Consider the following 25125-nt stretch of genomic DNA (forward strand, 5'->3'; position numbering starts at 1 on the left):
CATCAGTGCTCTGCGCCGGGCCTTCGCCGGCACCGCAACCACCGTCGTCATGGCCGGCATCACTGTGCTGACGCCACCGTCCCTGGGTGCCATCGGCACCGCCGCCGCGGCCAACTGCCCCGACATCGAGGTGACGTTCGCCCGCGGCACGTCCGAAGATCCGGGCCTGGGCCGCGTCGGCGGCGCGTTCGTCAACCAGCTGCGCAACAAGGTCGGCGGCCGCTCGGTGGGCGCCTACGCCGTCGTCTACCCGGCGTCATACGACTTCCTGGCCGCCGCTGACGGCGCCAACGACGCCAGCGCCCACATCCAGTGGATGGCCGAGAACTGCCCGGGCACCCGGCAGGTGCTCGGCGGCTACTCGCAGGGCGCCGCGGTGATGGACGTCATCGGCGCCATCCCGGTTCCGGGCATCGGCTTCAACAACCCGCTGCCGCCCGAGGCCGCCGGCCACGTCGCGGCGATCGCGGTGTTCGGCAACCCGTCCGCCAAGCTGGGCCTGCCTCTGACGGCGAGCCCGGTATGGGGCGGCAAGGTCATCGATCTGTGCAACGCGGGTGATCCGATCTGCCAGACCGACGGTCAGAGCGTGCCGGCGCACAAGAGCTATGCGGGTGGCCCGACCAACGAAGCGGCCAATTTCGTCGCCGGATTGTTGTAAGGCTGGCATCTTTTCTCGACGAGACCGTCAATTCGTCGGGATACCATCGGATTTGTGATTGGCCGCCGGACGCTGTGTGTGCTGATCACCATTCTGACTGTCGGCACCATCCCAATGTCCGTGCTACTGACGGACATTGGGATGGCCAACGCCGCTGCCACATGTGCGCCCGCCGAGGTCGTGTTCGCGCGCGGCCGGATGGAACCGCCCGGTCCCGGACAGGTCGGCGCCGCCTTCGTCACCGCGCTGCGTCAGCTCCGCGGCCCGAATATCGGTCTGTACCCGGTGAATTACCCCGCGGACACCCAGGTCGACGTGGGCGCCAACGACATGAGCCGGCGCGTGCAATGGCTCGCCCGTAACTGCCCGGCGACCAAGATCGTGCTCGGCGGTTACTCATTGGGCGCCGCCGCCACCGATCTGGTTATCGCGGTACCGATTTCGGCCTTCACCTTCAACAGCCCCCTGCCCCGCGGCGCCGATCAGCACATTGCGGCCGTCGCACTCTTCGGAAATGGCGCCAACTGGGCCCTGCCCATCACCGCGCTGAGCCCGACGTATCAGAATCGGACCATCGATCTCTGCCATTCCGACGACCCGGTCTGCAACCCGAGCAGCCCCTACAAATGGCGTTCCGAATGGCAGGATCACCTCGCGCCGGGCTACATCAAGTCCGGCATGGTGACCCAGGCCGCGAAGTTCGTGGCTGCGCGTCTGTGACGCGCCGCTAGACTCCAGCCATGACCCCCCGCTCCGTCATGACGTCCGTCCGGTCTGCCGTCGCCCTGGCCGGCGCGGCAGCGTCGGTTGCCACCGGCCTGGTGGCCGCGACGGCCGTAACCCCTGCAGCTGTCATCGGCGTCGCAGCGGCGGACCCGTGCCCGCAGGCGGAGGTGATCTTCGCGCGCGGCCGCAACGAGCGACCGGGCGTCGGCCGGGTGGGAGGCGCATTCGTCGATGCGCTGCGCGCCAAGACACCGCTGAACGTCGGGGTCTACGCGGTGAACTACCCCGCCAACGTCGAAATCGCCCAGGGCGCCAACGACATCAGCTCGCGCATTCAGGACATGGCCGCACGATGCCCCGACACCCGGTTGATCATCGGCGGTTACTCGCTGGGTGCCGCTTCGGCGGCCGTGGCATTGTCCTCCGACGGCAAGGGATTCGGGTTCAACCGGCCGCTGCCGCCCGGCATGGACACCCACATCGCGGCCGTCGCACTGTTCGGCAACGTCACCCACCGCATGGGTGGCTCCAACATCGGCCCGGCCTATCTCGATCGCACCATCGACCAGTGCAACGGCGCCGATCCCGTGTGCATGGCCGGACTTCCGCAAACCATCACCCAGCTGCAGGGCGACTGGCAGAACCACCTGCAGGACGGCTACATCGGGTCCGGCATGGTCGATCAGGCCGCCGACTTCGTCGCCGCCCGCCTGGCCCCGCCCCCACCGCCGGCCCCGTGAGCTCAGTCGAGTGTACGTAAATCCCGGGTGACGGCGATCCGCGACGCCAGCTGATCGTCGGGCGGGTAATCCACCGACACCAGGGTCAGGCCCCGCGCCGGGGCGGCTGCGTACTCGCTCGACCGACTGTCGGCCGCCAAAAGGCCTGCGATCCAACCAGGTTCGCGACGGCCCTCCCCCACGGCGAGCAGCGCGCCGACCAGCGACCGCACCATGTTCCAGCAGAAGGCATCGGCCGTCACGTGGGCGGTGACCAGATCACCCGAGCGCTGCCAGTCGAGCCGCTGCAGATCCCGGATGGTCGTCGCACCCTCCCGGAATCGGCAGAACGCGGCAAAATCCTGCAGCCCCAACAACTCCCGCGATGCGGCCGTCATCGCCTCCAGGTCCAGAGGCCGCGACCACGGCGTGATGAAGCGCGCCTGCTGCGGCTCGACACCGTACGGCGCCAACGACAACCGGTACTCGTAATGCCGCCGCAACGCGGAGAACCGGGCATCGAATCCCGGTGCGGCCCGAACGATCTGGCGGACCCGCACATCGGCAGGCAGGAAGCGCGCGAGCCGGCGCACCAGCGGCAGGAACTCCGGATCGCCGGGGCGGGGTGTGCGCGGATAGACGAATCTCAGTGCGGCAGAAGGCACATCGACATGCGCGACCTGCCCGGTGGCATGCACGCCGGTATCGGTCCGCCCTGCGGTGACCAGGCGCACCGGCTCACGGAACACCGTCGACAACGTCTCTTCGATGACACCGGCGACCGTGCGCTGCCCGGCCTGCGGTGCCCAACCGGCGAATTCGGTGCCGTCGTACGAGATATCCAGCCGTAAACGAACGTGCCCGCCATCGGATTCGATGGCGGGCACGTCGTTCACAGCGTGATTAGGACTTGGCCTCATCCTCGGTCGCCTCAGCCTCGGCCTCAGCGGTCTGAGCGTCGGCGATGCCCTCGTCAGCAGCCTCGACCTCGGCAACCGGAGCCTCGACAGCGGCTTCCTCAGCGGGAGCCTCGGCTTCGGCAGCCTTCGCCTGAGCGGCGGCCGCGCGACGGGCGCGGTCGGCCTCGGAGACGACGGTCTTCTCCCGAACCAGCTCGATCACGGCCATGGGGGCGTTGTCGCCCTTGCGGTTCTCGACCTTGATGATGCGGGTGTAGCCGCCCTCGCGGTCCGCGAAATGCGGTGCGATCTCGGCGAACAGGGTGTGCACCACGTCCTTGTCGCGGATCTTCTTCATCACCTCGCGCCGGTTGTGCAGCGCGCCCTTCTTGGCGTGGGTGATGAGCTTCTCGGCGTACGGACGCAACGCCCGGGCCTTGGCATCAGTGGTCTTGATGCGGCCGTGCTCGAACAGCGAGGTGGCCAGGTTGGCCAGGATCGCGGCCTGGTGTGACGACGACCCGCCGAGGCGAGCACCCTTAGTGGGTTTGGGCATTGCAACTTCTCCTAATTGGGGCCGGCCCCCGTATCAGGTAGGGCCGGGACGGAATCTCTTCTTTAGAGCTGTTCGGTTTCGGCGTAGTCCTGGTCGGCGTCCAGGTCATAGCTGGCATCGCTGTTCCAGGTGCCGGTGGCCACGTCGTAGCCGGCGACCTGCGACGGGTCGAACGTGGCGGGGCTGTCCTTGAGCGACAGACCCAGCTGGTGCAGCTTGATCTTGACCTCGTCGATGGACTTCTGGCCGAAGTTACGGATGTCCAGCAGGTCCGACTCGGTACGCGAGACCAGCTCGCCGACGGTGTGCACACCCTCGCGCTTGAGGCAGTTGTACGACCGCACGGTCAGCTCCAGGTCGTCGATCGGCAGCGCGAACGAGGCGATGTGGTCTGCCTCGGCCGGCGACGGGCCGATCTCGATGCCTTCGGCCTCGACATTGAGCTCACGGGCCAGACCGAACAGCTCGACCAGCGTCTTACCGGCCGAAGCCAGGGCGTCACGCGGGGCGATCGAGTTCTTGGTCTCGACATCCAGGATCAGCTTGTCGAAGTCGGTGCGCTGCTCGACGCGGGTGGCCTCCACCTTGTAGGTGACCTTCAGCACCGGCGAGTAGATCGAGTCGACCGGGATACGGCCGATCTCGGCACCCGAAGCCTTGTTCTGCACGGCCGGGACGTAACCGCGGCCGCGCTCGACGACGAGCTCGACCTCCAGCTTGCCCTTGTCGTTCAGGGTGGCGATGTGCATGTCCGGGTTGTGGACCGTGACGCCGGCCGGGGGCACGATGTCACCGGCGGTGACGGCACCCGGGCCCTGCTTGCGCAGGTACATGGTGACCGGCTCGTCCTCTTCCGAGGAGACGACCAGGCCCTTGAGGTTCAGGATGATGTCGGTGACGTCTTCCTTGACCCCGGGGACGGTGGTGAACTCGTGCAGGACACCGTCGATGCGGATGCTGGTGACCGCCGCGCCCGGGATGGACGACAGCAGCGTGCGCCGCAGCGAGTTACCCAGGGTGTAGCCGAAGCCCGGCTCCAGCGGCTCGATGGTGAACCGCGACCGGTTGTCGGCCAGCACGTCCTCGGACAGGGTGGGTCGCTGAGAGATCAGCATTTTTCTATCTCCTTCTCGGCACCCGCTATTTGATGCCGGTTGGTTGGTGCCCGCCCGGGATTGGGCGGGCCACCAGGACTCGAATTACTTCGAGTAGAACTCGACGATCAGCTGCTCGGTGAGCGGCACGACGATCTGGGCGCGCTCGGGCAGCTGGTGCACGAGGATGCGCTGACGCTCGCCGACAACCTGCAGCCACGACGGCACCGGACGCTCGCCGGCGACCTCACGGGCGATCTGGAACGGCAGGGTGTTCAGCGACTTCGGCTTGATGTCGATGATGTCGTACTGCGACACCCGGTAGCTCGGGATGTTCACCTTGACACCGTTGACGGTGAAGTGACCGTGGCTGACCAGCTGACGGGCCATGCGGCGGGTACGGGCCAGACCGGCGCGGTACACGACGTTGTCCAGACGGCTTTCGAGGATCTGCAGCAGGTTCTCACCGGTCTTGCCAGCCTTGCGGTTGGCTTCCTCGTAGTACTTGCGGAACTGCTTCTCCATGACGCCGTAGGTGAAGCGAGCCTTCTGCTTCTCCTGCAGCTGGGTGCGGTATTCGCTCTCCTTGATCCGCGCGCGGCCGTGCTGGCCGGGCGGGTAGGGGCGCTTTTCGAACGACTGATCGTCACCGACGAGGTCGACGCCGAGACGGCGCGACTTGCGGGTGGCGGGTCCGGTATAACGAGCCATTTTTCAGATCCTCCCTAGACCCGGCGCCGCTTGGGCGGACGGCAGCCGTTGTGCGGCTGCGGCGTGACGTCGGAAATCGCGCCGACCTCGAGGCCGGCAGCCTGCAGCGAACGGATCGCGGTCTCGCGGCCCGAACCCGGACCCTTCACGAAAACGTCGACCTTCTTGACACCGTGCTCCTGCGCCTTGCGGGCAGCGTTCTCGGCGGCGAGCTGCGCGGCGAACGGGGTGCTCTTGCGCGAACCCTTGAAGCCGACGTGACCCGACGAGGCCCAGGCGATGACGTTGCCCTGGGGATCGGTGATCGAGACGATGGTGTTGTTGAACGTGCTCTTGATGTGAGCGGCGCCGTGCGGGACGTTCTTCTTTTCCCGGCGACGAGTGGGCTTGCCGCGCTTGGAAGCAGCGCCGGCTTTCTTGGTGGGTGCCATTTACTTACCTGGCCTTCTTCTTGCCGGCGATGGTGCGCTTCGGGCCCTTGCGGGTACGCGCGTTGGTCTTGGTGCGCTGGCCACGCACGGGCAGGCCACGACGGTGGCGCAGGCCCTGGTAGCAACCGATCTCGATCTTGCGACGGATGTCGGCCTGCACCTCGCGGCGCAGGTCACCCTCGACCTTGAGGTTGCCTTCGATGTAGTCGCGCAGCTGGGTCACCTGGTCGTCGGTGAGGTCCTTGGTGCGCAGGTCCCGGTCGATGCCGGTGGCGGCCAGGATTTCCTGGCTGCGGGTACGGCCGATGCCGTAGATGTAGGTCAGCGCGATCTCCATGCGCTTGTCGCGCGGGAGATCAACGCCCATGAGGCGTGCCATCAGGCAGTGTTCCTTTTCATTGCGGAGGTCTGATCCCAGTCCGTTCCCCGTCTTGGTCGGGGTCCGGCCTCCGTGCCGGACGTGGTTGAGGGCCGTCTGCCCTCAGTGGTACTGGGAGGTCTGCATTCAGTTTTGGGTGCTGCTTGAGCTGGTGTTTAGCCCTGCCGCTGCTTGTGCCGCGGGTCAGAGCAGATCACCATGACCCGGCCGTGGCGGCGGATCACCCTGCACTTGTCGCAGATCGGCTTGACGCTCGGGTTCACCTTCACGACTTAGCGATCCTTTTCTCGGTTCTGAATTGATGGTGCTCGGGCGAGTTACTTGTAGCGGTACACGATGCGGCCACGGGACAGGTCGTACGGAGAGAGCTCCACTACGACACGGTCCTCCGGCAGGATGCGGATGTAGTGCTGCCGCATCTTGCCGCTGATGTGGGCGAGCACCTTGTGACCGTTCTCCAGCTCAATGCGGAACATCGCATTGGGCAGGGGCTCGATCACGCGACCCTCGACCTCGATGGCGCCGTCTTTCTTGGCCATACTCTTTGGTAATCCTCTGGTTCTTCGGTTTCGTATCTCATACGCCCGTGCTTGGCGCAGAGCCCACCCCGGCTACAAGAACGTGGACTTAATGCCAGGAAATTCCGGGGAACTTCAGAACAGAGCACGCAAAGAGCCGGCGCAGAAGCTGCACCGTTGGTCCACGATACCCGCTCGGACCCCAGGGACCAAAATCCGCGGAGCACCCCGGCAGAGGCCAGGTAGGCGCATCGTCTTCGCAAGTCAGGGCGCATGATGAACAGCGATGACTGGACCCGCTTCCCCGGCTCGCAATCCGGTGATTCTCACCGTTGACGATGATCCCGCAGTGTCCCGGGCCGTCGCCCGCGACCTGCGCAAACACTACGGTGAGCGCTATCGGATCGTACGCGCCGAATCTGGACAGGACGCGCTGGTCGCGATCAACGAGCTGCAGCTACGGGGCGACACCGTGGCGATGTTCATCGCGGACTACCAGATGCCGGAGATGAACGGCATCGACTTCCTGGAACTGGCCATGGACGTGTTCCCGCTGGCCCGCCGCGTGCTGCTGACCGCGTACGCGGACACCCATGCCGCGATCAACGCCATCAACCTGGTCGACCTGGACCACTACCTGCTCAAGCCGTGGGACCCGCCCGAGGAGAAGCTGTACCCGATCATCGACGGCCTGCTGGAGGCCTGGCATGAGGTCGGCGACCGCGCCGTCCCCCACACCAAGGTGATCGGCCACCGGTGGAATCCCCGCTCGTGGGAGGTCCGCCAGTTCCTGGCCCGCAACCAGCACTACTACCGCGCGTACGCGTCGGACGAGCCCAAGGGCAAGCAGCTGCTGACCGCCGCCGGCCTGGACGGGCTGGAGCTGCCGGTGGTGATCTCCGAGCAGGGCGAGACGCTGGTCCAGCCGACGGACGCGCAGCTGGCCGGAATGCTCGGCCTGTCGACCACACCGTCGTTGGAGATGTACGACCTGGCCGTCATCGGCGGCGGACCGGCCGGCCTGGCGGCCGCGGTGTACGGCGCGTCCGAGGGGCTGCGCACGGTCCTGATCGAGCGCACCACCACCGGCGGGCAGGCGGGCCGCAGCTCGCGCATCGAGAACTATTTGGGCTTCGAGACCGGCATCTCGGGCGCCGAGCTGACGACCTCGGCGCGGCGGCAGGCCGAGCGCTTCGCCGCCGAGGTCATCACCACCCGTGAGGTCGTCGGGCTGGACGTCTCGTCGCTGGCCAGCAAGACGCTGACCTTCGACGACGGCCGGAGTATCACCGCGCGGTCGGTCATCCTGGCCACCGGCGTCGACTACCGGCATCTGCAGGTCGCCGGGTGCTGGGAGGACCCCGACAGCGTCGGCAACAGCTATGTCGGCAACGGCGTCTTCTACGGCGCCTCGGTGTCGCAGGCCTCCGAATGCGCCGGCGAGGACGTCTACATCGTCGGCGGCGCGAACTCCGCCGGCCAGGCCGCGATGTTCATGTCGCAGCAGGCCAAGTCGGTGACGCTGCTGGTACGCGGCAAGTCGCTCGAGGCGTCGATGTCCTACTACCTGATCCAGCAGATCGAGAACACCCCGAACATCAGCGTCCGGACCTGCACCGAGGTGGTCGACACCTGCGGCGAGGACGGGCACCTGACCGGGCTGTGGCTGGTCAACAACGCCACCTGCGAGCGCGAGCACGTCGAGTCGACGCGCCTGTGCTGTTTCATCGGCGCCACCCCGCGCACCCAGTGGCTGGAGAACGCCGGCATCGCCCGCGACGACCACGGCTTCATCCTCACCGGCCCGGATCTCAAGGACGTCTGCGGCTGGAACCTGGACCGGCCGCCGCACCACTTGGAAACAAGTGTGCCCGGTGTGTTTGTTGCAGGAGATGTCCGCGCTGAATCGGCCAAACGGGTCGCAGCCGCGGTTGGCGAAGGCTCGATGGCAGTGATGCTGGTGCACCGGTATCTGGCCGAGACGTAGGAGGAGACCGGTATGGGCGAAACGTGCGCGCGAAGTGAACTGAAAACGCTGTTCCTTTTCGAGGCGTTGACCGACGAGCAGCTGGACACGCTGTGCGCCAACGGTCACATCGCGACGTTCGAGCCCGGCCCCGTCTGCACCGAAGGCGAACCGGCCACCTGCTTCTACGTCATGCTCGACGGCGAGCTGGTGATGTCGATGAAGTCGGGCGGCATCGACATCGAGACCAACCGCACCTCGATGCGCGGCGTGTACTGCGGCGCCTGGTCCGCGTACATCCCCGACGAGCAGCCGGTCTACGAGGCGTCGGTGCGGGTGACCAAGCCGTCGCGGTTCTTCGTCCTGGACGCCAACGCCTACGCCGACTTCATGCGCAAGGAATTCCCGATGGCGGTGCACCTGCTGGAGGGCCACAAGGTCGGCGGCCGCCGCGGGCGGCAGATCGTCGGCCAGCGCGAGAAGCTCCTCGCGCTCGGCCAGCTCTCGGCAGGGCTGACCCACCAGCTCAACAACCCGGCTGCCGCGACCGCCCGCGCCGTCGCCGACCTGCACGACCGGATCGGCAAGATGCGCCACAAGCTCGCCATGCTGGCCGACGGCCAGGTCAGCCCGCAGTCGCTGCGGGTGCTGGTCGGCATCCAGGAGGGCATCGCCGAGCAGGTGGCCAAGGCCAGGACCCAGGAACTGTCGGCCATCGAGGCGTCCGACCGTGAAGACCAGATCGGCGAATGGCTGGAGGACCACGACATCGCGTCCGCGTGGGACTACGCCCCCACCTTCGTCGACGCCGGCCTGGATGTCGCTTGGCTGGAAGGCATTTCGTCATCCATCGGGAGCGCCGACTCGTCCGCGACGTTGCAGGGCGCGCTGGGCTGGCTGAAGTACACCATCGACACCGAGCTGCTGATGTGTGAGATTTCCGAAGCGAGCAAGCGGATTTCGACGCTGCTGGCCGGTGCCAAGCAGTACTCCCAGATGGACCGGGCCCCCTATCAGAACGCCAACGTGCACGACCTCCTGCGCAGCACGCTGATGATGTTCGGTGACCGCATCGGCAAGGACGGCACCACCTGCGTCAAGGTCGTCAAGGAGTACGACCCGGCGCTGCCCGAATTGCATTGCTACCCAGCAGATCTGAACCAGGTGTGGACGAACATCATCGACAACGCACTGCAGGCCATGAAGGGCTGTGGAGTGCTGACGATCCGCACCAAGCGCGCCGGCGACGACACCGTCCGGATCGAGATCAACGACAACGGCCCGGGCATTCCGCCCGACGTCATCGAGCGCATCTTCACCCCGTTCTTCACGACCAAGCCGTTCGGCGAGGGCACCGGCCTGGGGCTCGATCTGGCGTGGCGCATCATCTGCGAGAAGCACCACGGCAACATCTACGTCGAATCCAAGCCGGGCGACACCACGTTCATCGTCACGCTGCCCGTGCACGCACCCGCGCCAGAAGAAATTCTGGCTGGGACAACGGGATAGTTCGAATCACCGCGCGCCGAACGGAATAGCCGCCCGCGCCCCATAGTTGCCGCAAAGGTGACCAAACCAGACCTTGGGCGCTACGGCGTATTCGGGCGCGGCGCGACGCCGCAACAGGCAGCAGAAATCGAAGCGCTGGGCTACGGCGCGATCTGGGTCGGGGGATCCCCGCCCGCGGAACTCGACTGGGTCGAGCCACTGCTCGGCGCGACGGAGCGGCTGAAGGTCGCGACCGGCATCGTCAACATCTGGACGGCGGCAGCGGGACCGGTGGCCGAGTCGTTCCACCGCATAAACACTGCGTATCCGGGCCGGTTCCTGCTGGGCATCGGCGTCGGGCACCCGGAGGCCATCACCGAGTACAAGAAGCCGATCGATGCGCTGAACGAGTATCTCGACAAACTCGACGAGTACGGCGTCCCGAAGGAACACCGCGTCGTGGCCGCGCTCGGCCCGCAGGTGCTCAAGCTCTCGGCCCGCCGCAGCGCCGGCGCACACCCGTATCTGACCACCCCGGAGCACACCGCCGAGGCGCGTGAATTGATCGGGCCGGACGCGTTCCTCGCGCCCGAGCACAAGGCGATCCTCACGACCGATGCGGAGAAGGCTCGCGCGGTCGGACGCCAGGCCCTGGAGATTTACCTCAATCTGAACAATTACCTCAACAGCTGGAAACGGTTGGGGTTCACTGACTCTGACGTCGCCAAGCCCGGCGGTGACGGGCTCGTCGACGCGGTGGTCGCGTACGGCACCGTCGACGCGATCGCCGCCCGGCTCAAGCAGCACCTCGACGCCGGCGCCGACCACGTACCGGTTCAGGTGCTGACGTCGCCCGAGAAACTGGTACCCGCACTGACCGAACTCGCCGGCCCGCTGGGCCTGCGGTAACTGGAAGGATCGCGCATGAGCAAGCTGGATCTGGGCCGCGTCGGGGTGTGGACGTTCGGCGCCCCTACGCCCGAGCAGGCCGCCGAGATCGAGAAGTTGGGGTACGGCGCGGTGTGGCCGGGCGGCTCCCCCGCCGGCGACCTGGCGTTCGTCGAGCCGATCCTGGCCGCGACGGAGAAATTGCAGGTGGCCACCGGCATCGTCAACGTGTGGACGGCCCCGGCCGGGCAGGTCGCCGAGTCGTACCACCGGATCGAGGCGGCCTACCCGGGACGGTTCGTGCTGGGCGTCGGCATCGGCCACCCCGAGCACACCAAGGAGTACCGCAAGCCCTACGACGTCCTCGTCGAGTACCTGGACGAGCTGGACGCCGCGGGCGTTCCGGTCGCGCGCCGGGTGGTCGCGGCCCTCGGCCCGAAGGTGTTGCGGCTGGCGGCCGACCGCAGCGCCGGTGCGCACCCGTACCTCACCACCCCTGAGCACACGGCAGAAGCGCGCCAGCTCATCGGGCCGGACGCGTTCCTGGCACCCGAGCACAAGGTCGTGCTGACCGACGGATCGGCCGAGGCCACCGCGGAGGCACGGGCCATCGGCCGGCAGACCGTCGACTTCTACCTGAATCTCAGTAACTACCTGAACAATTGGCGCCGGCTCGGCTTCTCCGAAGACGACATCGCCAAGCCGGGCAGCGACGCGTTGATCGACGCGGTGGTCGCGCACGGAACACCCGATGCCATCGCCGCACGGCTCACCGAGCATCTCGACGCCGGCGCCGATCACGTGACCGTCCAGGTGCTGGGCGGCTGGGACAAGCTGGTGCCGACGCTGACGGCGCTGGCGGGTCCGCTCGGCTTACGCGGATAGCCTGGCGCTCAGCGCTTTTGGCCTTGACCGTCCTGCTGGTCGTGGTGCTGCCAGATGCGGCGCAGCCAGTCCCAGTGCGGCCGGCGCTGCGTCGGCTTCGGGGCCTCGGCGATGGGCGGCGCGGCAACCGGCTGCGGCGGCACGACGGCCTTCGGCGGGACGACGACGGGCGCGCTCACCACGCCGGCCACCGGCGCCGGTGCCGGACCTGCCACATGATTGGCGGTCGCCATCGGGGCCGCGGCCGGCGCGACGTACGGAGTCGACCGCGTGTGGTCGACGACGGCCAGCGGAGTCGACGGCTCATCGCTGCCGCCGAGGAGGATCGCGCCGAGCGCGGCAGCGACGGTGACCCCGCCGAACACCACCGCGACGAGCGCGCCCCGTGTGCTTTTCGGTGGCCGCGTCGACGCGAGCGGTGCGGCGGGAATCAGGTTCGGCGCCAAAGGTTCTTCGGCGTCTCCCGACTCGGCCAGCGACCAGGCCAGCGCCCCGAACGGCATCGTCGGGAGCCCGTGGAGGCTTCCACTGGCCGGGTCGGATGAGTACTCCAGGTTCGGCAGTGTGGCGGTCATGGCAGTGGACATGGCGTGCTCCTGTGTCGTTGTTGCTGTCCCGGATGGGCGGCTCTCACACGTAGGAGTCGCGCGGCACCCACGACGGGACAACTTTTGGCGGGCTTTGCTTCTCGGCTCGACATCGGCCGGGCTAGTAGATGATTGGTCCCTGCGTCGTCGTCACCGGTGCCGGCTCAACGGGCCCGATCGGGCCCGTGGGCAACGGCCGCGGGCGGGGCGGCTTGGGCGTGCCGGTCGGTGTCGTCGGAGTTGGCGATGGCAGCGGCTCGGCGATGATGGGCGGCGTCTGGCTGGGCGACGGCTGCTCGGAGACGACGGGCGGCCGCGGATGGTGCGTCGGCAACGGCCGCGGCGACGGCGGCGGCGTCACGACCGGCGCGGCCGGCGGCAGCGGCACCGGCGACTGCTGCGGCGGCGGGACCGCCCGTGGCGGAAGGACCGTCGTCGGCTCGATAGGCGCGGTGACGACGGCGGTCGGGCTGGGAGGAGGTGCGACGGTCGTGGTCACCGGGTTCTCCGGCGTCGTGCTCGGTGGCGGGGTGACGGAGGTAGTGACGCCTTTCGGGGCGACCGGGGCGTTGGTTTCGTACCGCCAGGCGATGGTCAGCGCCAGCACGATCAGTGGAATGCCGATCAGCAGCGACATCGTCAGCATCACGCGGCCATTCGGCTGCCTGGTGGCCGGTTCCGCGGCGAGCCCGTCGGCCGCGGCGAACTGCTCGGTCGGCGCATCCGGCAGCGCACTCTGTGCCGCGGTGGGTGCGCTGTCCAGATCGGCGGACGCCGAGGTCAGCTGAATCCGATTCAGTGTGCGGTCGCGCAGCCAGGTCGGCGCGGGGATGAACAGCGGCGTGCCGCCGAGCAGCGCGACCGGGTTGACCATCCGGCGACGGTCCTGATCGCACGTCAGGCAACTTTCGATGTGACGGGCGATCCGCTTGCGCATCAGGATGGTGAAAGTCCCGTCCCACCCGGCGAGGATCGCGCCCAACTCCGCACAGCTGTTACCACTCTGTCCGCGTCGGGCGACCAACAGCGCGCCCAGCGAGCGTTCCATGGTGTCGCGCAACCGCTGCATGATCTTCTTGGCGCTGGCGGTACTGACGCCGAGGGCCTCGGCAAGTTCAGGCCCCTCCAGTCCGTGGCGGTAGCCCAGCTCCAGCACCGCGCGGTCGCGGTCGGACAACCCGCCGGCCGCTTCGGCGACCAGTTTGGCCAGTTCGTTGCGGGCTGCCAGCGTGTCGGGCCCGGCGTCCCCGGACGCCTCGTCGGGCAGTTCTTCTGACGGTTCTTCGCGGCGCCGCTGCCGGATCCGGCGCAGCGCCTCGTTCCTGGCGATCGCGTACAGCCAGGGGCGCAGCTTGTCGGGCTCCCGCAACTTGTCCAAAGCTGTTGCGGCAGTGCAGAACACGTCCTGGACGCAGTCCGCGGCAGCATCGCGGTCCCGGACCATGCCGACGCAGAAGTCGTGGAGCCGGTCGGCATAGCGGTCATAAATACCGGCAAATGCCATGCGGTCTCCGGAGAGCGCGGCGCCGACCAAGTCGGCGTCGCTGACAATGTCCCAATCTGGCACTGCGGTCATGAGACGGGCTCCCGTACCGGATCGATCGCCGGTATGCACTGATGCTAATCCGGCGAAGGCGAGATGGTTTGCCGAATCAACGAGCATCGGCGTTGGCTTCATTGAGGAGAACGAGAGCAGCCCGGACCCGGTTCAACACCGGACCCGGCTGCGTCTCGAATCCGCGCAGGCGGGGTGCCATCACGGCCAGTCAGTGCTTCTTGTGGTCGGAGTGCTTCCAGTCCCAGTCGTACCAGTGCCAGTAGTAGTGGCAGTGCTCCCAGTCCCACCGGGCCCACGAGCAGTAGTCGTGGCCCCAGGTCTGCGGAGCAGGGATGGACGGCTGGGCTTGTGCGGTGCCCGCCGTCAGGCCCATGCCGGCCAGGGCCATGCTGCCGGACAGCAGCGCTGCCGCGGCAGCCCGCTTCGCAAGAGACTGCCGCTTGGCAGGGGTGTTGTTGGTCATTTCGCGCTCCTTGTTCGGTGTTGCAGACGCCCCGTGCGGGCTCTGTCATAGGTAGGAGCGCGACCCCCGGACGCCGGGGACACTTTTTTCGGAAGAATCCGAATTGCCACGAAAAAACTTGTCAGACTCTGCTGCCGGCAGTGCTCATACCAGCATGAGCAACCATTCACCGACCCCGTGGAACCCCGACACCGACAACACCATCGCGGCTGACGCCATAGACGCCGGCCCGCGTTCGGCGACCTTCTCCCGGCTCGCGTACAGCGACCAACTCGACATACCCGATGCGCCGGAGGACGAACTCACCGTCGCCGTCGGCACCGACGACGGCCGCTGGGCCCGGCGCCGCGTGGCGCTTGCCCTGGGCGGTGCGGCCAGTGTGATCGTGGCGTCGGCCGCCGTGGCGTTCACCGCGATCAGTTCACTCGACGCGGGGACCTCTGTGGCGGCCGCCGGCGGCTCGACTGCCGTGCCCGCGGCCGCGCCGGCCGTCCTGGTGCAGTCGCCGTCGGCACTTCCCGTGCCTTCTGCCCCGCAGGCGGCGCCGGCCGCTCCGGTGATTCCCGATCACGTACCGGCAGCCGCGCCCCAGCGGTCGGCAGCACCCGTCGTCGTCACTGCGGCGCCGGCGGCCGGTCCCGCCCCCGAGGTCGCACCCCCGGCTCCCGCACCAGAAGTCGTCCCGGAACCGCCCGCACTACCACTGCCCACGTTCCCGCCGATCGTCATCAATCTGCCGGCGCCGCCGGCGGCACCGCCGAAAGAGCCGCCCACCAAACCCGAACCGCCCGTGGTAAAAGGCCCCCTCGCCATTCCGAGCCCCGGAAAGACCCCGCCGATCAACCCGAATCTGCCCCTGGATGCCGGCTGACATCCGGCCCACGCACAAGCCCGCCACGGTCGGTATCCCCACTGTGGCGGGCTTTTTCGCGTTGACCCTGTATTGACGGCGTGATTGTTCGAGTGGACTACGCCCGCACGTCAGGGTCAAGGACTCTGCGCGGGACAGCGGCAGGCCCCGCCCAGCGTCATCGCCGGCCGCCGGAACCCGCATCACCGGTCGGCGGCGGCGGCGCTTCGAACGACGGCGGCGCAACCGACATCGGCGGGCGCGTCACCGGCCCGGGCCTGCTGACGGTGCGATCGGGCAACGACGGGTGCGGTGCCGGCGCGGATCCGGCAGCCGGAGATTCCTGCTGAGGCTGCGGTTGCTGACTCGGCGCCACCACCGGCGGTGCGACGGATTTGGTCGAGACCCCGGGCATCGACGTACTCGACGCCGGCGGTGCGCTCGGCGGCGCGGAAAGCGGTGTTGTCGCAGGCGTTTCCAGTGGAGCCGTGATCCCGCTGTCGAGCGGTTCCCCGCCGTGCCGGCCCGGCCCGGCCAGCGTCCAGACCAGACCCGCCACCAGCAGCACCAGCGCGCACGCGGCCAGACTGATCGGCAGTGCGAGCCGGCGGCGCCGTTCCTCCGCCGGCGCGGTACCGGCGCCCGCGGCAGAACCGGCGCCGGCGGCCGAACCGGAATCGGCACCGGCGACCAGATCGGTTGTCCGACAGACCAACTGAATGTCCCTGAGCGTCGTATCCCGAAGCTCCTTCGGCGCCGGGATGAAGGGCATGGCGCCCAGTAGCGCTGCCGGACTCACCCGGCGGCGCCGTTCGGATTCACACTCGGGGCACGACTCGATGTGGCGGGCGATGCGCTTGCGCATCAGCACCGTCATCGCACCGTCCCAACCATCGAGCACCGCGGCAAGCTCCGGGCAGCGCGCCGGATCCTGCCGCGTCTGCCGGGCCACCAGCAGCGCACCGAGCGAGCGGCCGACCATCTCCCGCGCCCGATGCGTCAGGGTGTTGGCGGTGGCCGGGCTGACGCCGAGTGCCTTGCCGAGCTCCGGGCCGTCGAGGCCGTGGCGGTAACTCAATTCGATGACCTCGCGGTCGCGATCCGAGAGGCCACCGCAGGCCTCCCGGATCAATTGGGCCAGGTCGTCCTGCTCGGCCAGGGCATCGGGACCGGCATCGCCCGACGCGCTGTCGAGGTATTCGTCGTCGGCCGGTTGCTCACGCTGTCGGCGCTGAATGTGCCGCAGGGCCTGAGAGCGCGACACCGCGTACAACCACGGCCGCAGCTTCTCGGGCTGGCGCAGCTTCGACAGCCCGGTCGCCGCGGTGCAGAACGCCTCGTGCACACAGTCGGCAGCGGCGTCACTGTCACGGACCATGCGCACGACGAAGTCGTTGAGCCGGTCCGCGTAGCGGTCGTAGATCGCGGCGAAAGCCGCGCGGTCGCCCGAGGCGGCCGCGCGGGCAAGTTCCTCGTCGGGTGCTTCGTCCCAATCGACAAGCGCGCTCATCGGCGGGGTTCTCCCCTGATCATCAGTAGTAGTAGGCCGGGTAGAAGCCGGTATCGCCGTTGTCGCAGTTGACGTTGATGTCCCAGAACCGGTTCAGCGGAATGCCCGGAACGAAGAAGCCCGCCTCGCCGGCCGAGTTCTGGTAGGCCCTGGTGGTGAACCAGTCCGAGGTGTAGGTGCACCACGTGCCCCCGCTGCCACCGCTCCTACCGATCCAGATGCCGCCGTAGTGCGGTACCGGATTCACGCCCAAGGGGTTCGCGTGCGCGGTTCCGGCACCCATCAGAGCTACCGGGACCGCCGCTGCCGCAGCAATTCCAGCAACGAACTTTTTCAGCTTGGTAGCCATGTGCTCCGCCTTTCCTCTGCTCGGCCCGGTTGGCCTCGCTTGTATGTAGGAGCATCTCGCCGCATCAATCCTGACAAGTTTTTCCGAATTTGGTCAGGCATCCGCAAAGAAGTTCTGAACCTTGCGCATACCCCGGAGCAACCACAGCGGCAACCACGCTGCGCACCGGGCCGGCAAACCCCTTGCCAACACCCCGACCGAATTACTAGGATATGCAAGTATCTCGGCGCTCGAGTCGAGAATCCTGAACTCTCCATAACTTTGGACGGACGTCATGACCACCCAGATTCCGCATTTCATCAACGGCCGGCGCACCACCGGCGAATCGACCCGCACCGCCGACGTGCTCAACCCCAGCACCGGCCAGACTCAGGCCCAGGTGCTCCTGGCGTCGGCCGCCGACGTCGACGCCGCCGTGGCGGGGGCCGTTGTCGCGCAACGGGAATGGGCATCGTGGAATCCGCAGCGCCGGTCGCGCGTGCTGATGAAGTTCATCGACCTGGTGAACCAGAACAAGGATGAGTTGGCCCGCCTGCTCTCGCTGGAGCACGGCAAGACCTTCGAGGACTCGCTCGGCGACATCCAGCGCGGCGTCGAGGTCATCGAGTTCGCCGTCGGCATCCCGCACCTGATGAAGGGTGAGTTCACCGAGGGTGCCGGCGCCGGCATCGACGTCTACTCGATGCGCCAGCCGCTCGGTGTCGTCGCCGGCATCACGCCGTTCAACTTCCCCGCCATGATCCCGCTGTGGAAGGCCGGGCCCGCGCTGGCCTGCGGCAACGCCATCATCATCAAGCCGTCCGAGCGCGACCCCTCGGTGCCGCTGCGCCTCGCCGAGCTGTTCATCGAGGCGGGCCTGCCGGCCGGTGTCCTGCAGGTGGTCAACGGTGACAAGGAGGCCGTCGACGCCATCCTGCAGCACCCCGACATCAAGGCCGTCGGCTTCGTCGGCAGCACCGACATCGCGCAGTACATCTACTCGAACGCCGCCGCCAACGGTAAGCGCGCGCAGTGCTTCGGCGGCGCCAAGAACCACATGGTCGTGATGCCCGACGCCGACCTGGACCAGGCCGTCGACGCGTTGATCGGTGCCGGCTACGGCAGCGCGGGTGAGCGGTGCATGGCGATCAGCGTCGCCGTCCCCGTCGGCGAAGAGACCGCAAATCGCTTGCGCAACAAGCTCGTCGAGCGTGTCAACCAGCTGCGCGTCGGGCACAGCCTGGACCCGAAGGCCGACTACGGCCCGCTGGTCACCGGAGCGGCCCTCGAGCGGGTGCGGGGCTACATCGCCCAGGGTGTCGAGGCCGGCGCCGAGCTCGTGGTCGACGGCCGCGAACGCGCCAGCGACGACCTCACGTTCGACGACGCCGACCTGTCCGGCGGCTTCTTCCTCGGCCCCACCCTGTTCGACCACGTCACCCCGGACATGTCGATCTACACCGACGAAATCTTCGGCCCGGTGCTGGTGATCGTCCGCGCCCACGACTACGAGGAGGCGCTGCGGTTGCCGTCGGAGCACGAGTACGGCAACGGCGTCGCGGTGTTCACCCGCGACGGCGACACCGCCCGCGATTTCGTCTCGCGCGTGCAGGTCGGCATGGTCGGCGTCAATGTGCCGATCCCGGTTCCGGTGTCCTACCACAGCTTTGGCGGCTGGAAGCGGTCCGGCTTCGGCGACCTCAACCAGTACGGCACGGCGTCGATCCAGTTCTACACCAAGGTCAAGACCGTCACCGAGCGCTGGCCGTCGGGCATCAAGGACGGGGCCGAGTTCTCGATCCCGACCTTCAAGTAAGGGCCTGCGTTGAGCATCGACCTTTTCGGACTGGACGACGACGAACGCGTGATCGCCGAAACGGCGGCCGCGTTCGCCGAAAAGCGGCTGGCCCCAAATGCTTTGGCGTGGGACGCCGACGACCACTTCCCCACCGATGTCCTGCGGGAAGCGGCCGAGCTGGGCATGGCGGCCATCTACTGCAATGACGACGTGGGCGGCAGCGGACTGCGCCGGTTGGACGGTGTGCGCATCTTCGAGCAACTGGCCGCCGCCGATCCGACCATCGCGGCGTTCCTGTCGATCCACAACATGTGCGCGTGGATGGTGGACAGCTACGGCACGCCGGAACAGCGCAAGACCTGGCTGCCGAAGCTGGCCTCGATGGAGGCCATCGCCAGTTACTGCCTCACCGAGCCCGGCGCCGGCAGTGACGCCGCGGCCTTGCGCACCAAGGCCGTTCGCGACGGCGACCACTACGTGCTCGACGGCGTCAAACAGTTCATCTCGGGCGCGGGCGCCTCGGACGTCTACGTCGTGATGGCCCGCACCGGGGCAGACGGACCGCGCGGCATCTCGGCCTTCATCGTCGAAAAGGACACGCCGGGACTGAGTTTCGGCGCCAACGAAGAGAAGATGGGCTGGCACGCCCAGCCCACCGCCCAGGTGATCCTGGAAGGTGTGCGGGTGCCCGCCGAGGCCATGCTGGGCGGCTCGGACGGCGAGGGCAGCGGTTTCTCCATCGCGATGAACGGCCTCAACGGCGGCCGCATCAACATCGCCGCGTGCTCCCTGGGCGGCGCGCAGGCCGCCTACGACAAGGCGCTGGGCTATCTGGCATCGCGCGAGGCCTTCGGTGGGGCGCTGATCGACGAGCCGACCATCCGGTTCACCCTCGCCGAGATGGCCACCGCGCTCGAGACCTCGCGAAACATGTTGTGGCGGGCGGCAACCGCGCTCGACACCAACAATCCGCGCAAGGTCGAACTGTGCGCCATGGCCAAGCTCCATGTGACCGAGGCCTGCTACACGGTGGCCGACCAGGCGTTGCAGTTGCACGGCGGCTACGGCTACCTGCGCGAGTACGGGCTGGAAAAGATCGTCCGCGACCTCCGGGTGCACCGCATCCTGGAGGGGACGAACGAGATCATGCGCGTGGTCATCGGCCGGGCAGCCTCGGCTGCCGCACGTAATTGAGGGATTTGTGCACGAAAATCCGCGGTGAGCGCGAGAAATCGTGCACAAATCGCGGAGAACTAGGGAGGACAGACTGATGGCGACGATTGCATTCCTGGGCCTGGGCCACATGGGCGGCCCGATGGCGGCGAACCTCATCGCGGCGGGGCACACCGTGCACGGCTTCGACCCGGTCCCGGCCGCGGCGCAGGCGGCCCGCGAGCACGGCGCGACGACCTTCGACAGCGGCCCCGAGGCGGTGGCCGGCGCCGACGTCGTCATCACGATGCTGCCCAACGGCGACCTGGTGAAGAGCTGCTACGCCGAGGTCCTGCCCGCCGCGGCCCCCGGCGCGCTGTTCATCGATTCGTCCACCATCTCGGTCGACGATGCCCGCGAGGTGCACCGTCTGGCCGGCGAGCACGGCTTCGCCCAATTGGACGCCCCGGTGTCGGGCGGCGTGAAGGGCGCGACGGCCGGCACGCTGGCGTTCATGGTCGGCGGCGAGCCCGAGGCCTTCGAACGCGGACGCGCGGTGCTCGAGCCGATGGCCGGCAAGATCATCCACTGCGGCGACTCGGGGGCCGGCCAGGCCGCCAAGGTGTGCAACAACATGGTGCTCGCCGTCCAGCAGATCGCGATCGGTGAGGCGTTCGTGCTCGCCGAGCACCTCGGCCTGGACAAGCAGTCGCTGTTCGACGTGATCACCGGTGCGACCGGCAACTGCTGGGCCGTGCAGGTGAACTGTCCCGTCCCCGGACCGGTCCCCAGCTCCCCGGCCAACAACGGATTCCAGCCCGGTTTCGCCACCGCCCTGATGAACAAGGACCTCGGTCTGGCGATGGCTGCGGTGCGCTCGACGGGGTCGTCGGCACCCCTCGGTAGCCACGCCGCGGACATCTACGCAAAGTTTGCCGCCGAGCATCCCGATCTCGACTTCAGCGCGGTAATCAACCTGCTGCGTCAATGAGGTCGCATCACCATCACCGCACGTCACAGTGGTATTCGTTAGTTAACTGTGACATCGCGCGCATTAGGGCATAGGATGCGTGGGTCGCACAGGGAGGATTCGCGCCGCATGACTTTCAAATATTCCGCCAAGGGGGCCACCGCCTCGGCTACCGCGATTGCTGTGGCGTTTTTCGGGGCGGGCGTCGCCTTCGCATCGCCCGGCCCGTCGAGCCCGAGCAACCCGGGCACCGACCCGGCTCAGCCGACGCAGACGCAGCAGGCCAGCAAGAACAACGAGTCGGCCACGACGCCGTCGAGTGATCTCGGTACGGCCAGCAGCAAGACCGTCTCCAACTCGACTTCGAGTTCGACCGCCGGCCACACCGGCAAGACGGCCCGCAACAACGACAACGGCCTCGAGTGGGGTGACGACTGGAGCCTGGGTGGCTTCCCGCCGATCAACCTGTCGAGCATGCAGCCGCCGGAGGCCACCGTCGCCGTGCCGCTGTCCCTCGGCCTGCCCGGCCTGAGCCTGCCCAGCCTGGTGCTCGACGCCGGTCTCGGCGGTCTGGTCACCGGCCTCGGGGCGCTGCTCTTGAACGGTGCCGCAGCCGCCGTGCCCGCGGGCGCGACGCTGGGCGCCCCGGTAGCCGCTGCCGCAGCTCCGGCTGCGACTGCCGCCACCTTCGGCACCCTGTCCACCGTCGGCGACATCGCCAAGGTCTCCTCGGCGGCCGCCGCTCCGGCCCTGTCGGTTCCCGCCATGGCGGCTCCGGCGGTGGCTGCCCCGAGCCTCGGCGGCCTGCCGGCCATCGGCGCACCGGCCATCGGCTCGCTCGGCGCGCTGGCCGCACCGAAGCTGCCGGGCATCGGTCTGCCGAAGCTCCCGTCCGCCGGCCTGCCGGAGATGCCGGACTTCACCAAGCTGGGCACCCCCAAGCTGCCCAAGCCGGAAGACCTGCCCCACCCGGAGATCGGTCTGCCGAAGGCCCCGAAGGTCGGCCTGCCCGACATGTCGGACATCCCGCACCCGCAGATCGGCTTCCCGCCGCACCCGCGGATCTTCCCGAAGATCGGCCTGCCGAAGGTCAGCCTTCCGTGGTTCTGAGCCGCTGAAAGAGGCGGGGCTCGGCACCCCGCCTCGACAAGTGAAAAGTTGTGAAGAACTGGTGGTCAGCCCTGGGCTGACCACCAGTTCTTGTGTAGGCGCTCGCACCCGGCGGCCAGCAGGCCGTCGTACTCGGCGCGCACCTGGACCGCCCCGGGGAATTCGTGGCCGGCCGAGTAGCCGGTGGTGACGACCAGCGTCGCCAGCTTGGCGGCCCGTGCCGCGCGGAAACCGCGGGCACCGCCCGCGACCGCCAGTGCACTCTCGGGTCCCAGGCCCAACTCCCACAGGGCGTGGCCGTGCAGATCCGGCTCCCGGGTCGGACGCGGCAGATCGTCGGGCGTCACGATGGTCTCGGCGATGCCATCACCCAGCAGCTGACGGACCAGCGGCTCCACCCACGACCGGCTGCCGGTGCTGACCACGGCCACCGCCACCCCGGCGCCGAACAATCCGGCCGCCAGGTCGGCGAGGCCGTCGCGCGGGCTCACGTCACCATCGAGGACCGACGCCTCGAACAGGTCGGTCTTGGTGCGGTACACGTGGGCCGCGATCTCGTTGCTGACCCGCCCGTATCCGCGCCGGCGCAGCGCCGAGGCGACGCGCCGCTGTTCGTCGGCGATGCGGACCAGCCGGCCGTACTCGGCCACCGACCAGGAGATGTCGAGCCCGTGTTCGGCGAAGGCGGCGTTGAATGCCACGCGGTGCCCGTCGCGCTCGACATCGGCCAGCGCACCGTCCAGGTCGAAGATCACCGCGCGCAGCGGGTCGATCACGGCATGGGCCGGGCGCGCCACATCCCACCAGAACGTGCGCTCCACACAACTCACCGACATGCGTACAAGGGTGTCCCACGTCACACGTCCCGGGCCTCCCCCCAACGGGGGATTGGACCGGGGTAACACTCCGGGACCGTCCAGCCGGTCCTGCCGACCAGCGCCGAATCACGGCTCTAAGGTGATGCCATGAGCACCAGCGAGAAGCCGAAGGCGGATCGCGCATGACCGCCGAGCCCGATGCCGAGGCCGCCGCGCCGGTACGGCTGATCCTGGTCGACGACCACGAAATGGTCATCGAGGGACTCAAGGCCATGCTGGCCGCGTTCAGCGACCGGGTGCGGGTGGTCGGCCAGGCCGTCGGCGCCGAACGTGCCGCCGCGGTGGTCGACGAGCTGCAGCCCGACATCGTGCTGTGCGATGTGCGGATGCAGGGCGCCAGCGGTCTGGACCTGTGCCGTGAACTGCGCGAGCGCGATCCGGACCGCAAAGTGGTCATGCTGTCGGTGTACGACGACGAGCAGTACCTGTACCAGGCGCTGCGGGTCGGCGCGGCGGGCTATCTGCTCAAGAGCATCAGCAGCGACGATCTGGTCCGTCAGCTCGAATTGGTGCACGGCGGGGCGACGGCCATCGACCCGAGCATGGCCGCGCGGGCCGCCGATACCGCCGCCCGCATGCAGCGCGACGAGTTCTGGCCGGGCGCCCGGCAGGGCCTCACGCAGCGCGAGAGCGAAATCCTGTCGTTCGTCGTCGACGGCCTGTCCAACCGCGGTATCGCCACCCGGCTGGTGATCGGCGAGGAGACCGTCAAGAGCCACCTGCGATCCATCTACCGCAAGCTCGACGTCAGCGACCGGGCCGGCGCGGTGGCCACCGCGCTGCGGGAGGGCATCTACCGATGACACCGCGCAATGAGGTGCTGACCGCCGACCGCGAGCTGGCCCTGCTGCGCGAGCTGATCCAGGCCGCCTCGAGCGGACCCGGCGTCGAGCCGCTGGCCGCGGCGGCGGCCCGGATGATCACCGCGGCCACCGGCACCGACGTCTGCTTCGTCCATGTTCTCGACGACACCGAGCGATCGCTGACGTTGACGGGCGCGACCCCGCCGTTCGACCAGGAGGTGGGCAAGATCCGGCTCCCGCTCGGCGAAGGCGTCTCCGGGTGGGTGGCCAGCAACCGCGAACCTGTGGTGATCAGTCACGACAAGGAATCCGACCCCCGGTACCGGCCGTTCGAATCGCTGCGCGGCAGTGACTTCGCGTCGATGGTGTCGGTGCCGATGGAGACCGACCCGGGCGGGCTGGTCGGCGTGCTCAATGTGCACACCGTGGAGCGCCGGGAGTTCACTGCCCGCGACGTGGAGCTGCTGCTGGTCATCGGCCGGCTCATCGCCGGGGCCATGCATCAGGCCCGGCTGCACCGCCAGCTCGTCGCCCGCGAACGGGCCCACGAGAACTTCGTCGAGCAGGTCATCGAGGCCCAGGAGATCGAGCGCCGCCGACTGGCCGGCGACATCCACGACGGCATCTCGCAGCGGCTGGTGACGCTGTCGTACCGGCTCGACGCGGCCAGCCGGGCGGTCGGGACCGACGCCGCCGTCGCGGCCGAACAGCTGACGCTGGCCCGGGAACTGGTGGACCTGACGCTCGGCGAGGCCCGCGCCGCCATCGGGAATCTGCGCCCGCCCGTGCTCGACGATCTGGGGCTGGCCGGCGGACTGGCCAGCCTCGCGCGCTCCATCGGTCAGCTCGACGTCGACGTCGAGCTGACCGACGTCCGCCTCCCCGACCACATCGAGCTGGCGCTGTACCGCATCGCGCAGGAATGCCTGCAGAACGTCGTGAAGCACGCCCACGCCAGCAATGCGCTGCTGAAGTTCGCCGCCGACGCGGAGCACGCCCGGCTCGAGATCATCGACAACGGCATCGGCTTCGACACCTTCGAGCGCCCGCTGGGCGCCGACGAGACCGGCGGCTACGGCTTGCTGTCGATGGCCGAGCGCGCCGAGATCGTCGGCGGCCGGCTGAACATCCGGTCCCGGCCCGGCTCGGGGACCATCGTCACCGCCACCATCCCGCTGCCGTCGACGAACTGAGACG

The 25125-nt window shown here is 68.2% G+C and carries 28 protein-coding genes; 14 read left to right on the forward strand and 14 right to left on the reverse strand.

The window, feature by feature from the left end:
* Positions 1 to 49 precede the first annotated feature (49 nt).
* The 3 genes from ACZ5IQ_RS22960 (at position 50) to ACZ5IQ_RS22970 (ending at position 2127) form a co-directional block, all read left to right on the forward strand.
* A complete protein-coding gene (locus ACZ5IQ_RS22960; RefSeq protein WP_064858394.1) occupies positions 50 to 661 on the forward strand; it encodes a cutinase family protein in 612 nt (203 codons plus the stop codon).
* Between the two features lie 114 nt (positions 662 to 775).
* Complete coding sequence (locus ACZ5IQ_RS22965; RefSeq protein ID WP_061007234.1) at positions 776 to 1381, forward strand: cutinase family protein; 606 nt, start codon at positions 776 to 778, stop codon at positions 1379 to 1381.
* A 20-nt stretch (positions 1382 to 1401) separates the two neighbouring features.
* Complete coding sequence (locus ACZ5IQ_RS22970; protein ID WP_226519452.1) at positions 1402 to 2127, forward strand: cutinase family protein; 726 nt, start codon at positions 1402 to 1404, stop codon at positions 2125 to 2127.
* A gap of 2 nt (positions 2128 to 2129) precedes the next feature.
* On the opposite strand, the gene truA is transcribed toward ACZ5IQ_RS22970, so the two are convergent.
* From truA to infA, 8 genes are all read right to left on the reverse strand, one after another.
* Positions 2130 to 3026: a tRNA pseudouridine(38-40) synthase TruA gene (gene truA, locus ACZ5IQ_RS22975; protein WP_226519453.1), complete on the reverse strand. Its 897-nt coding sequence runs from the start codon at positions 3024 to 3026 to the stop codon at positions 2130 to 2132.
* Entirely contained in the window at positions 3010 to 3561 is a 552-nt protein-coding gene (gene rplQ / locus ACZ5IQ_RS22980) for a 50S ribosomal protein L17 (protein WP_133425289.1), read from the reverse strand. The genes truA and rplQ overlap by 17 nt, the downstream gene beginning before the upstream one ends.
* A 62-nt stretch (positions 3562 to 3623) precedes the next feature.
* On the reverse strand, positions 3624 to 4676 hold the full coding sequence (locus tag ACZ5IQ_RS22985; RefSeq protein ID WP_060998916.1) for a DNA-directed RNA polymerase subunit alpha: 1053 nt from the start codon (positions 4674 to 4676) through the stop codon (positions 3624 to 3626).
* Positions 4677 to 4760: 84 nt separating this feature from the next.
* Positions 4761 to 5366: a 30S ribosomal protein S4 gene (rpsD, locus tag ACZ5IQ_RS22990; protein WP_060998918.1), complete on the reverse strand. Its 606-nt coding sequence runs from the start codon at positions 5364 to 5366 to the stop codon at positions 4761 to 4763.
* Between the two features lie 14 nt (positions 5367 to 5380).
* Positions 5381 to 5797, reverse strand: a complete 417-nt coding sequence (gene rpsK, locus ACZ5IQ_RS22995) for a 30S ribosomal protein S11 (protein WP_020101461.1) — start codon at positions 5795 to 5797, stop codon at positions 5381 to 5383.
* 4 nt (positions 5798 to 5801) lie between these two features.
* Entirely contained in the window at positions 5802 to 6176 is a 375-nt protein-coding gene (gene rpsM, locus ACZ5IQ_RS23000) for a 30S ribosomal protein S13 (protein ID WP_060998921.1), read from the reverse strand.
* Between the two features lie 155 nt (positions 6177 to 6331).
* Positions 6332 to 6445 carry a 50S ribosomal protein L36 gene (gene rpmJ, locus ACZ5IQ_RS23005; protein WP_003879483.1) on the reverse strand — a complete coding sequence of 38 codons (114 nt, stop codon included), beginning with the start codon at positions 6443 to 6445 and terminating at the stop codon, positions 6332 to 6334.
* Positions 6446 to 6493: 48 nt separating this feature from the next.
* On the reverse strand, positions 6494 to 6715 hold the full coding sequence (gene infA / locus ACZ5IQ_RS23010; protein WP_003886926.1) for a translation initiation factor IF-1: 222 nt from the start codon (positions 6713 to 6715) through the stop codon (positions 6494 to 6496).
* Positions 6716 to 6980: 265 nt separating this feature from the next.
* On the opposite strand from infA, the gene ACZ5IQ_RS23015 reads away from it, so the two are divergent.
* The 4 genes from ACZ5IQ_RS23015 to ACZ5IQ_RS23030 are packed head-to-tail and all read left to right on the forward strand — an operon-like array spanning position 6981 to position 11921.
* A complete protein-coding gene (locus ACZ5IQ_RS23015; RefSeq protein ID WP_064858360.1) occupies positions 6981 to 8681 on the forward strand; it encodes an NAD(P)/FAD-dependent oxidoreductase in 1701 nt (566 codons plus the stop codon).
* Positions 8682 to 8693: 12 nt separating this feature from the next.
* Entirely contained in the window at positions 8694 to 10169 is a 1476-nt protein-coding gene (locus tag ACZ5IQ_RS23020) for an ATP-binding protein (RefSeq protein WP_464480346.1), read from the forward strand.
* Positions 10170 to 10226: 57 nt separating this feature from the next.
* Positions 10227 to 11057, forward strand: a complete 831-nt coding sequence (locus ACZ5IQ_RS23025; protein ID WP_064858361.1) for an LLM class F420-dependent oxidoreductase — start codon at positions 10227 to 10229, stop codon at positions 11055 to 11057.
* A gap of 15 nt (positions 11058 to 11072) precedes the next feature.
* Positions 11073 to 11921, forward strand: coding sequence for an LLM class F420-dependent oxidoreductase (locus ACZ5IQ_RS23030; protein WP_060998928.1), 849 nt, complete (start codon positions 11073 to 11075; stop codon positions 11919 to 11921).
* 8 nt (positions 11922 to 11929) lie between these two features.
* On the opposite strand, the gene ACZ5IQ_RS23035 is transcribed toward ACZ5IQ_RS23030, so the two are convergent.
* The 3 genes from ACZ5IQ_RS23035 to ACZ5IQ_RS23045 form a co-directional block, all read right to left on the reverse strand.
* The gene (locus tag ACZ5IQ_RS23035) at positions 11930 to 12508 is read right to left on the reverse strand and encodes a hypothetical protein (protein ID WP_346417054.1); all 579 of its coding nucleotides are present in this window, start codon (positions 12506 to 12508) and stop codon (positions 11930 to 11932) included.
* A gap of 121 nt (positions 12509 to 12629) precedes the next feature.
* Positions 12630 to 14084 carry an RNA polymerase sigma factor gene (locus ACZ5IQ_RS23040; RefSeq protein WP_346417055.1) on the reverse strand — a complete coding sequence of 485 codons (1455 nt, stop codon included), beginning with the start codon at positions 14082 to 14084 and terminating at the stop codon, positions 12630 to 12632.
* A gap of 190 nt (positions 14085 to 14274) precedes the next feature.
* Positions 14275 to 14529: a hypothetical protein gene (locus ACZ5IQ_RS23045; RefSeq protein WP_073696978.1), complete on the reverse strand. Its 255-nt coding sequence runs from the start codon at positions 14527 to 14529 to the stop codon at positions 14275 to 14277.
* Between the two features lie 154 nt (positions 14530 to 14683).
* On the opposite strand from ACZ5IQ_RS23045, the gene ACZ5IQ_RS23050 reads away from it, so the two are divergent.
* Positions 14684 to 15400, forward strand: coding sequence for a hypothetical protein (locus ACZ5IQ_RS23050; protein ID WP_464480347.1), 717 nt, complete (start codon positions 14684 to 14686; stop codon positions 15398 to 15400).
* Positions 15401 to 15557: 157 nt separating this feature from the next.
* On the opposite strand, the gene ACZ5IQ_RS23055 is transcribed toward ACZ5IQ_RS23050, so the two are convergent.
* Both ACZ5IQ_RS23055 and ACZ5IQ_RS23060 read right to left on the reverse strand, forming a co-directional pair.
* Entirely contained in the window at positions 15558 to 16889 is a 1332-nt protein-coding gene (locus tag ACZ5IQ_RS23055; protein ID WP_212806898.1) for an RNA polymerase sigma factor, read from the reverse strand.
* A 22-nt stretch (positions 16890 to 16911) separates the two neighbouring features.
* Positions 16912 to 17238 (reverse strand): hypothetical protein, encoded by a 327-nt coding sequence (locus tag ACZ5IQ_RS23060; RefSeq protein WP_212806899.1) that lies wholly within the window; start codon positions 17236 to 17238, stop codon positions 16912 to 16914.
* A 274-nt stretch (positions 17239 to 17512) separates the two neighbouring features.
* Here ACZ5IQ_RS23060 and ACZ5IQ_RS23065 point away from each other — a divergent pair, with 274 nt between their 5' ends.
* From ACZ5IQ_RS23065 to ACZ5IQ_RS23080, 4 genes are all read left to right on the forward strand, one after another.
* On the forward strand, positions 17513 to 19033 hold the full coding sequence (locus ACZ5IQ_RS23065) for a CoA-acylating methylmalonate-semialdehyde dehydrogenase (protein ID WP_464480348.1): 1521 nt from the start codon (positions 17513 to 17515) through the stop codon (positions 19031 to 19033).
* Between the two features lie 15 nt (positions 19034 to 19048).
* On the forward strand, positions 19049 to 20209 hold the full coding sequence (locus ACZ5IQ_RS23070) for an acyl-CoA dehydrogenase family protein (protein ID WP_212814635.1): 1161 nt from the start codon (positions 19049 to 19051) through the stop codon (positions 20207 to 20209).
* Between the two features lie 76 nt (positions 20210 to 20285).
* Entirely contained in the window at positions 20286 to 21158 is an 873-nt protein-coding gene (gene mmsB, locus ACZ5IQ_RS23075; RefSeq protein ID WP_212806901.1) for a 3-hydroxyisobutyrate dehydrogenase, read from the forward strand.
* A 108-nt stretch (positions 21159 to 21266) separates the two neighbouring features.
* Positions 21267 to 22247 carry a hypothetical protein gene (locus tag ACZ5IQ_RS23080; protein WP_133425297.1) on the forward strand — a complete coding sequence of 327 codons (981 nt, stop codon included), beginning with the start codon at positions 21267 to 21269 and terminating at the stop codon, positions 22245 to 22247.
* A 65-nt stretch (positions 22248 to 22312) separates the two neighbouring features.
* Here the strand turns inward: ACZ5IQ_RS23080 and ACZ5IQ_RS23085 are convergent, their stop codons facing one another.
* Positions 22313 to 23083, reverse strand: a complete 771-nt coding sequence (locus ACZ5IQ_RS23085; protein WP_244872777.1) for an HAD family hydrolase — start codon at positions 23081 to 23083, stop codon at positions 22313 to 22315.
* Between the two features lie 164 nt (positions 23084 to 23247).
* Between ACZ5IQ_RS23085 and ACZ5IQ_RS23090 the strand changes: the two genes are divergently transcribed.
* Together ACZ5IQ_RS23090 and ACZ5IQ_RS23095 are read left to right on the forward strand one after the other, a co-directional pair.
* The gene (locus ACZ5IQ_RS23090; protein ID WP_212806902.1) at positions 23248 to 23928 is read left to right on the forward strand and encodes a response regulator; all 681 of its coding nucleotides are present in this window, start codon (positions 23248 to 23250) and stop codon (positions 23926 to 23928) included.
* Entirely contained in the window at positions 23925 to 25121 is a 1197-nt protein-coding gene (locus tag ACZ5IQ_RS23095; protein ID WP_212806903.1) for a GAF domain-containing sensor histidine kinase, read from the forward strand. Before ACZ5IQ_RS23090 ends, ACZ5IQ_RS23095 begins: the two co-directional genes overlap by 4 nt.
* Positions 25122 to 25125: the final 4 nt, after the last annotated feature.

Source organism: Mycobacterium toneyamaense (assembly GCF_055384815.1).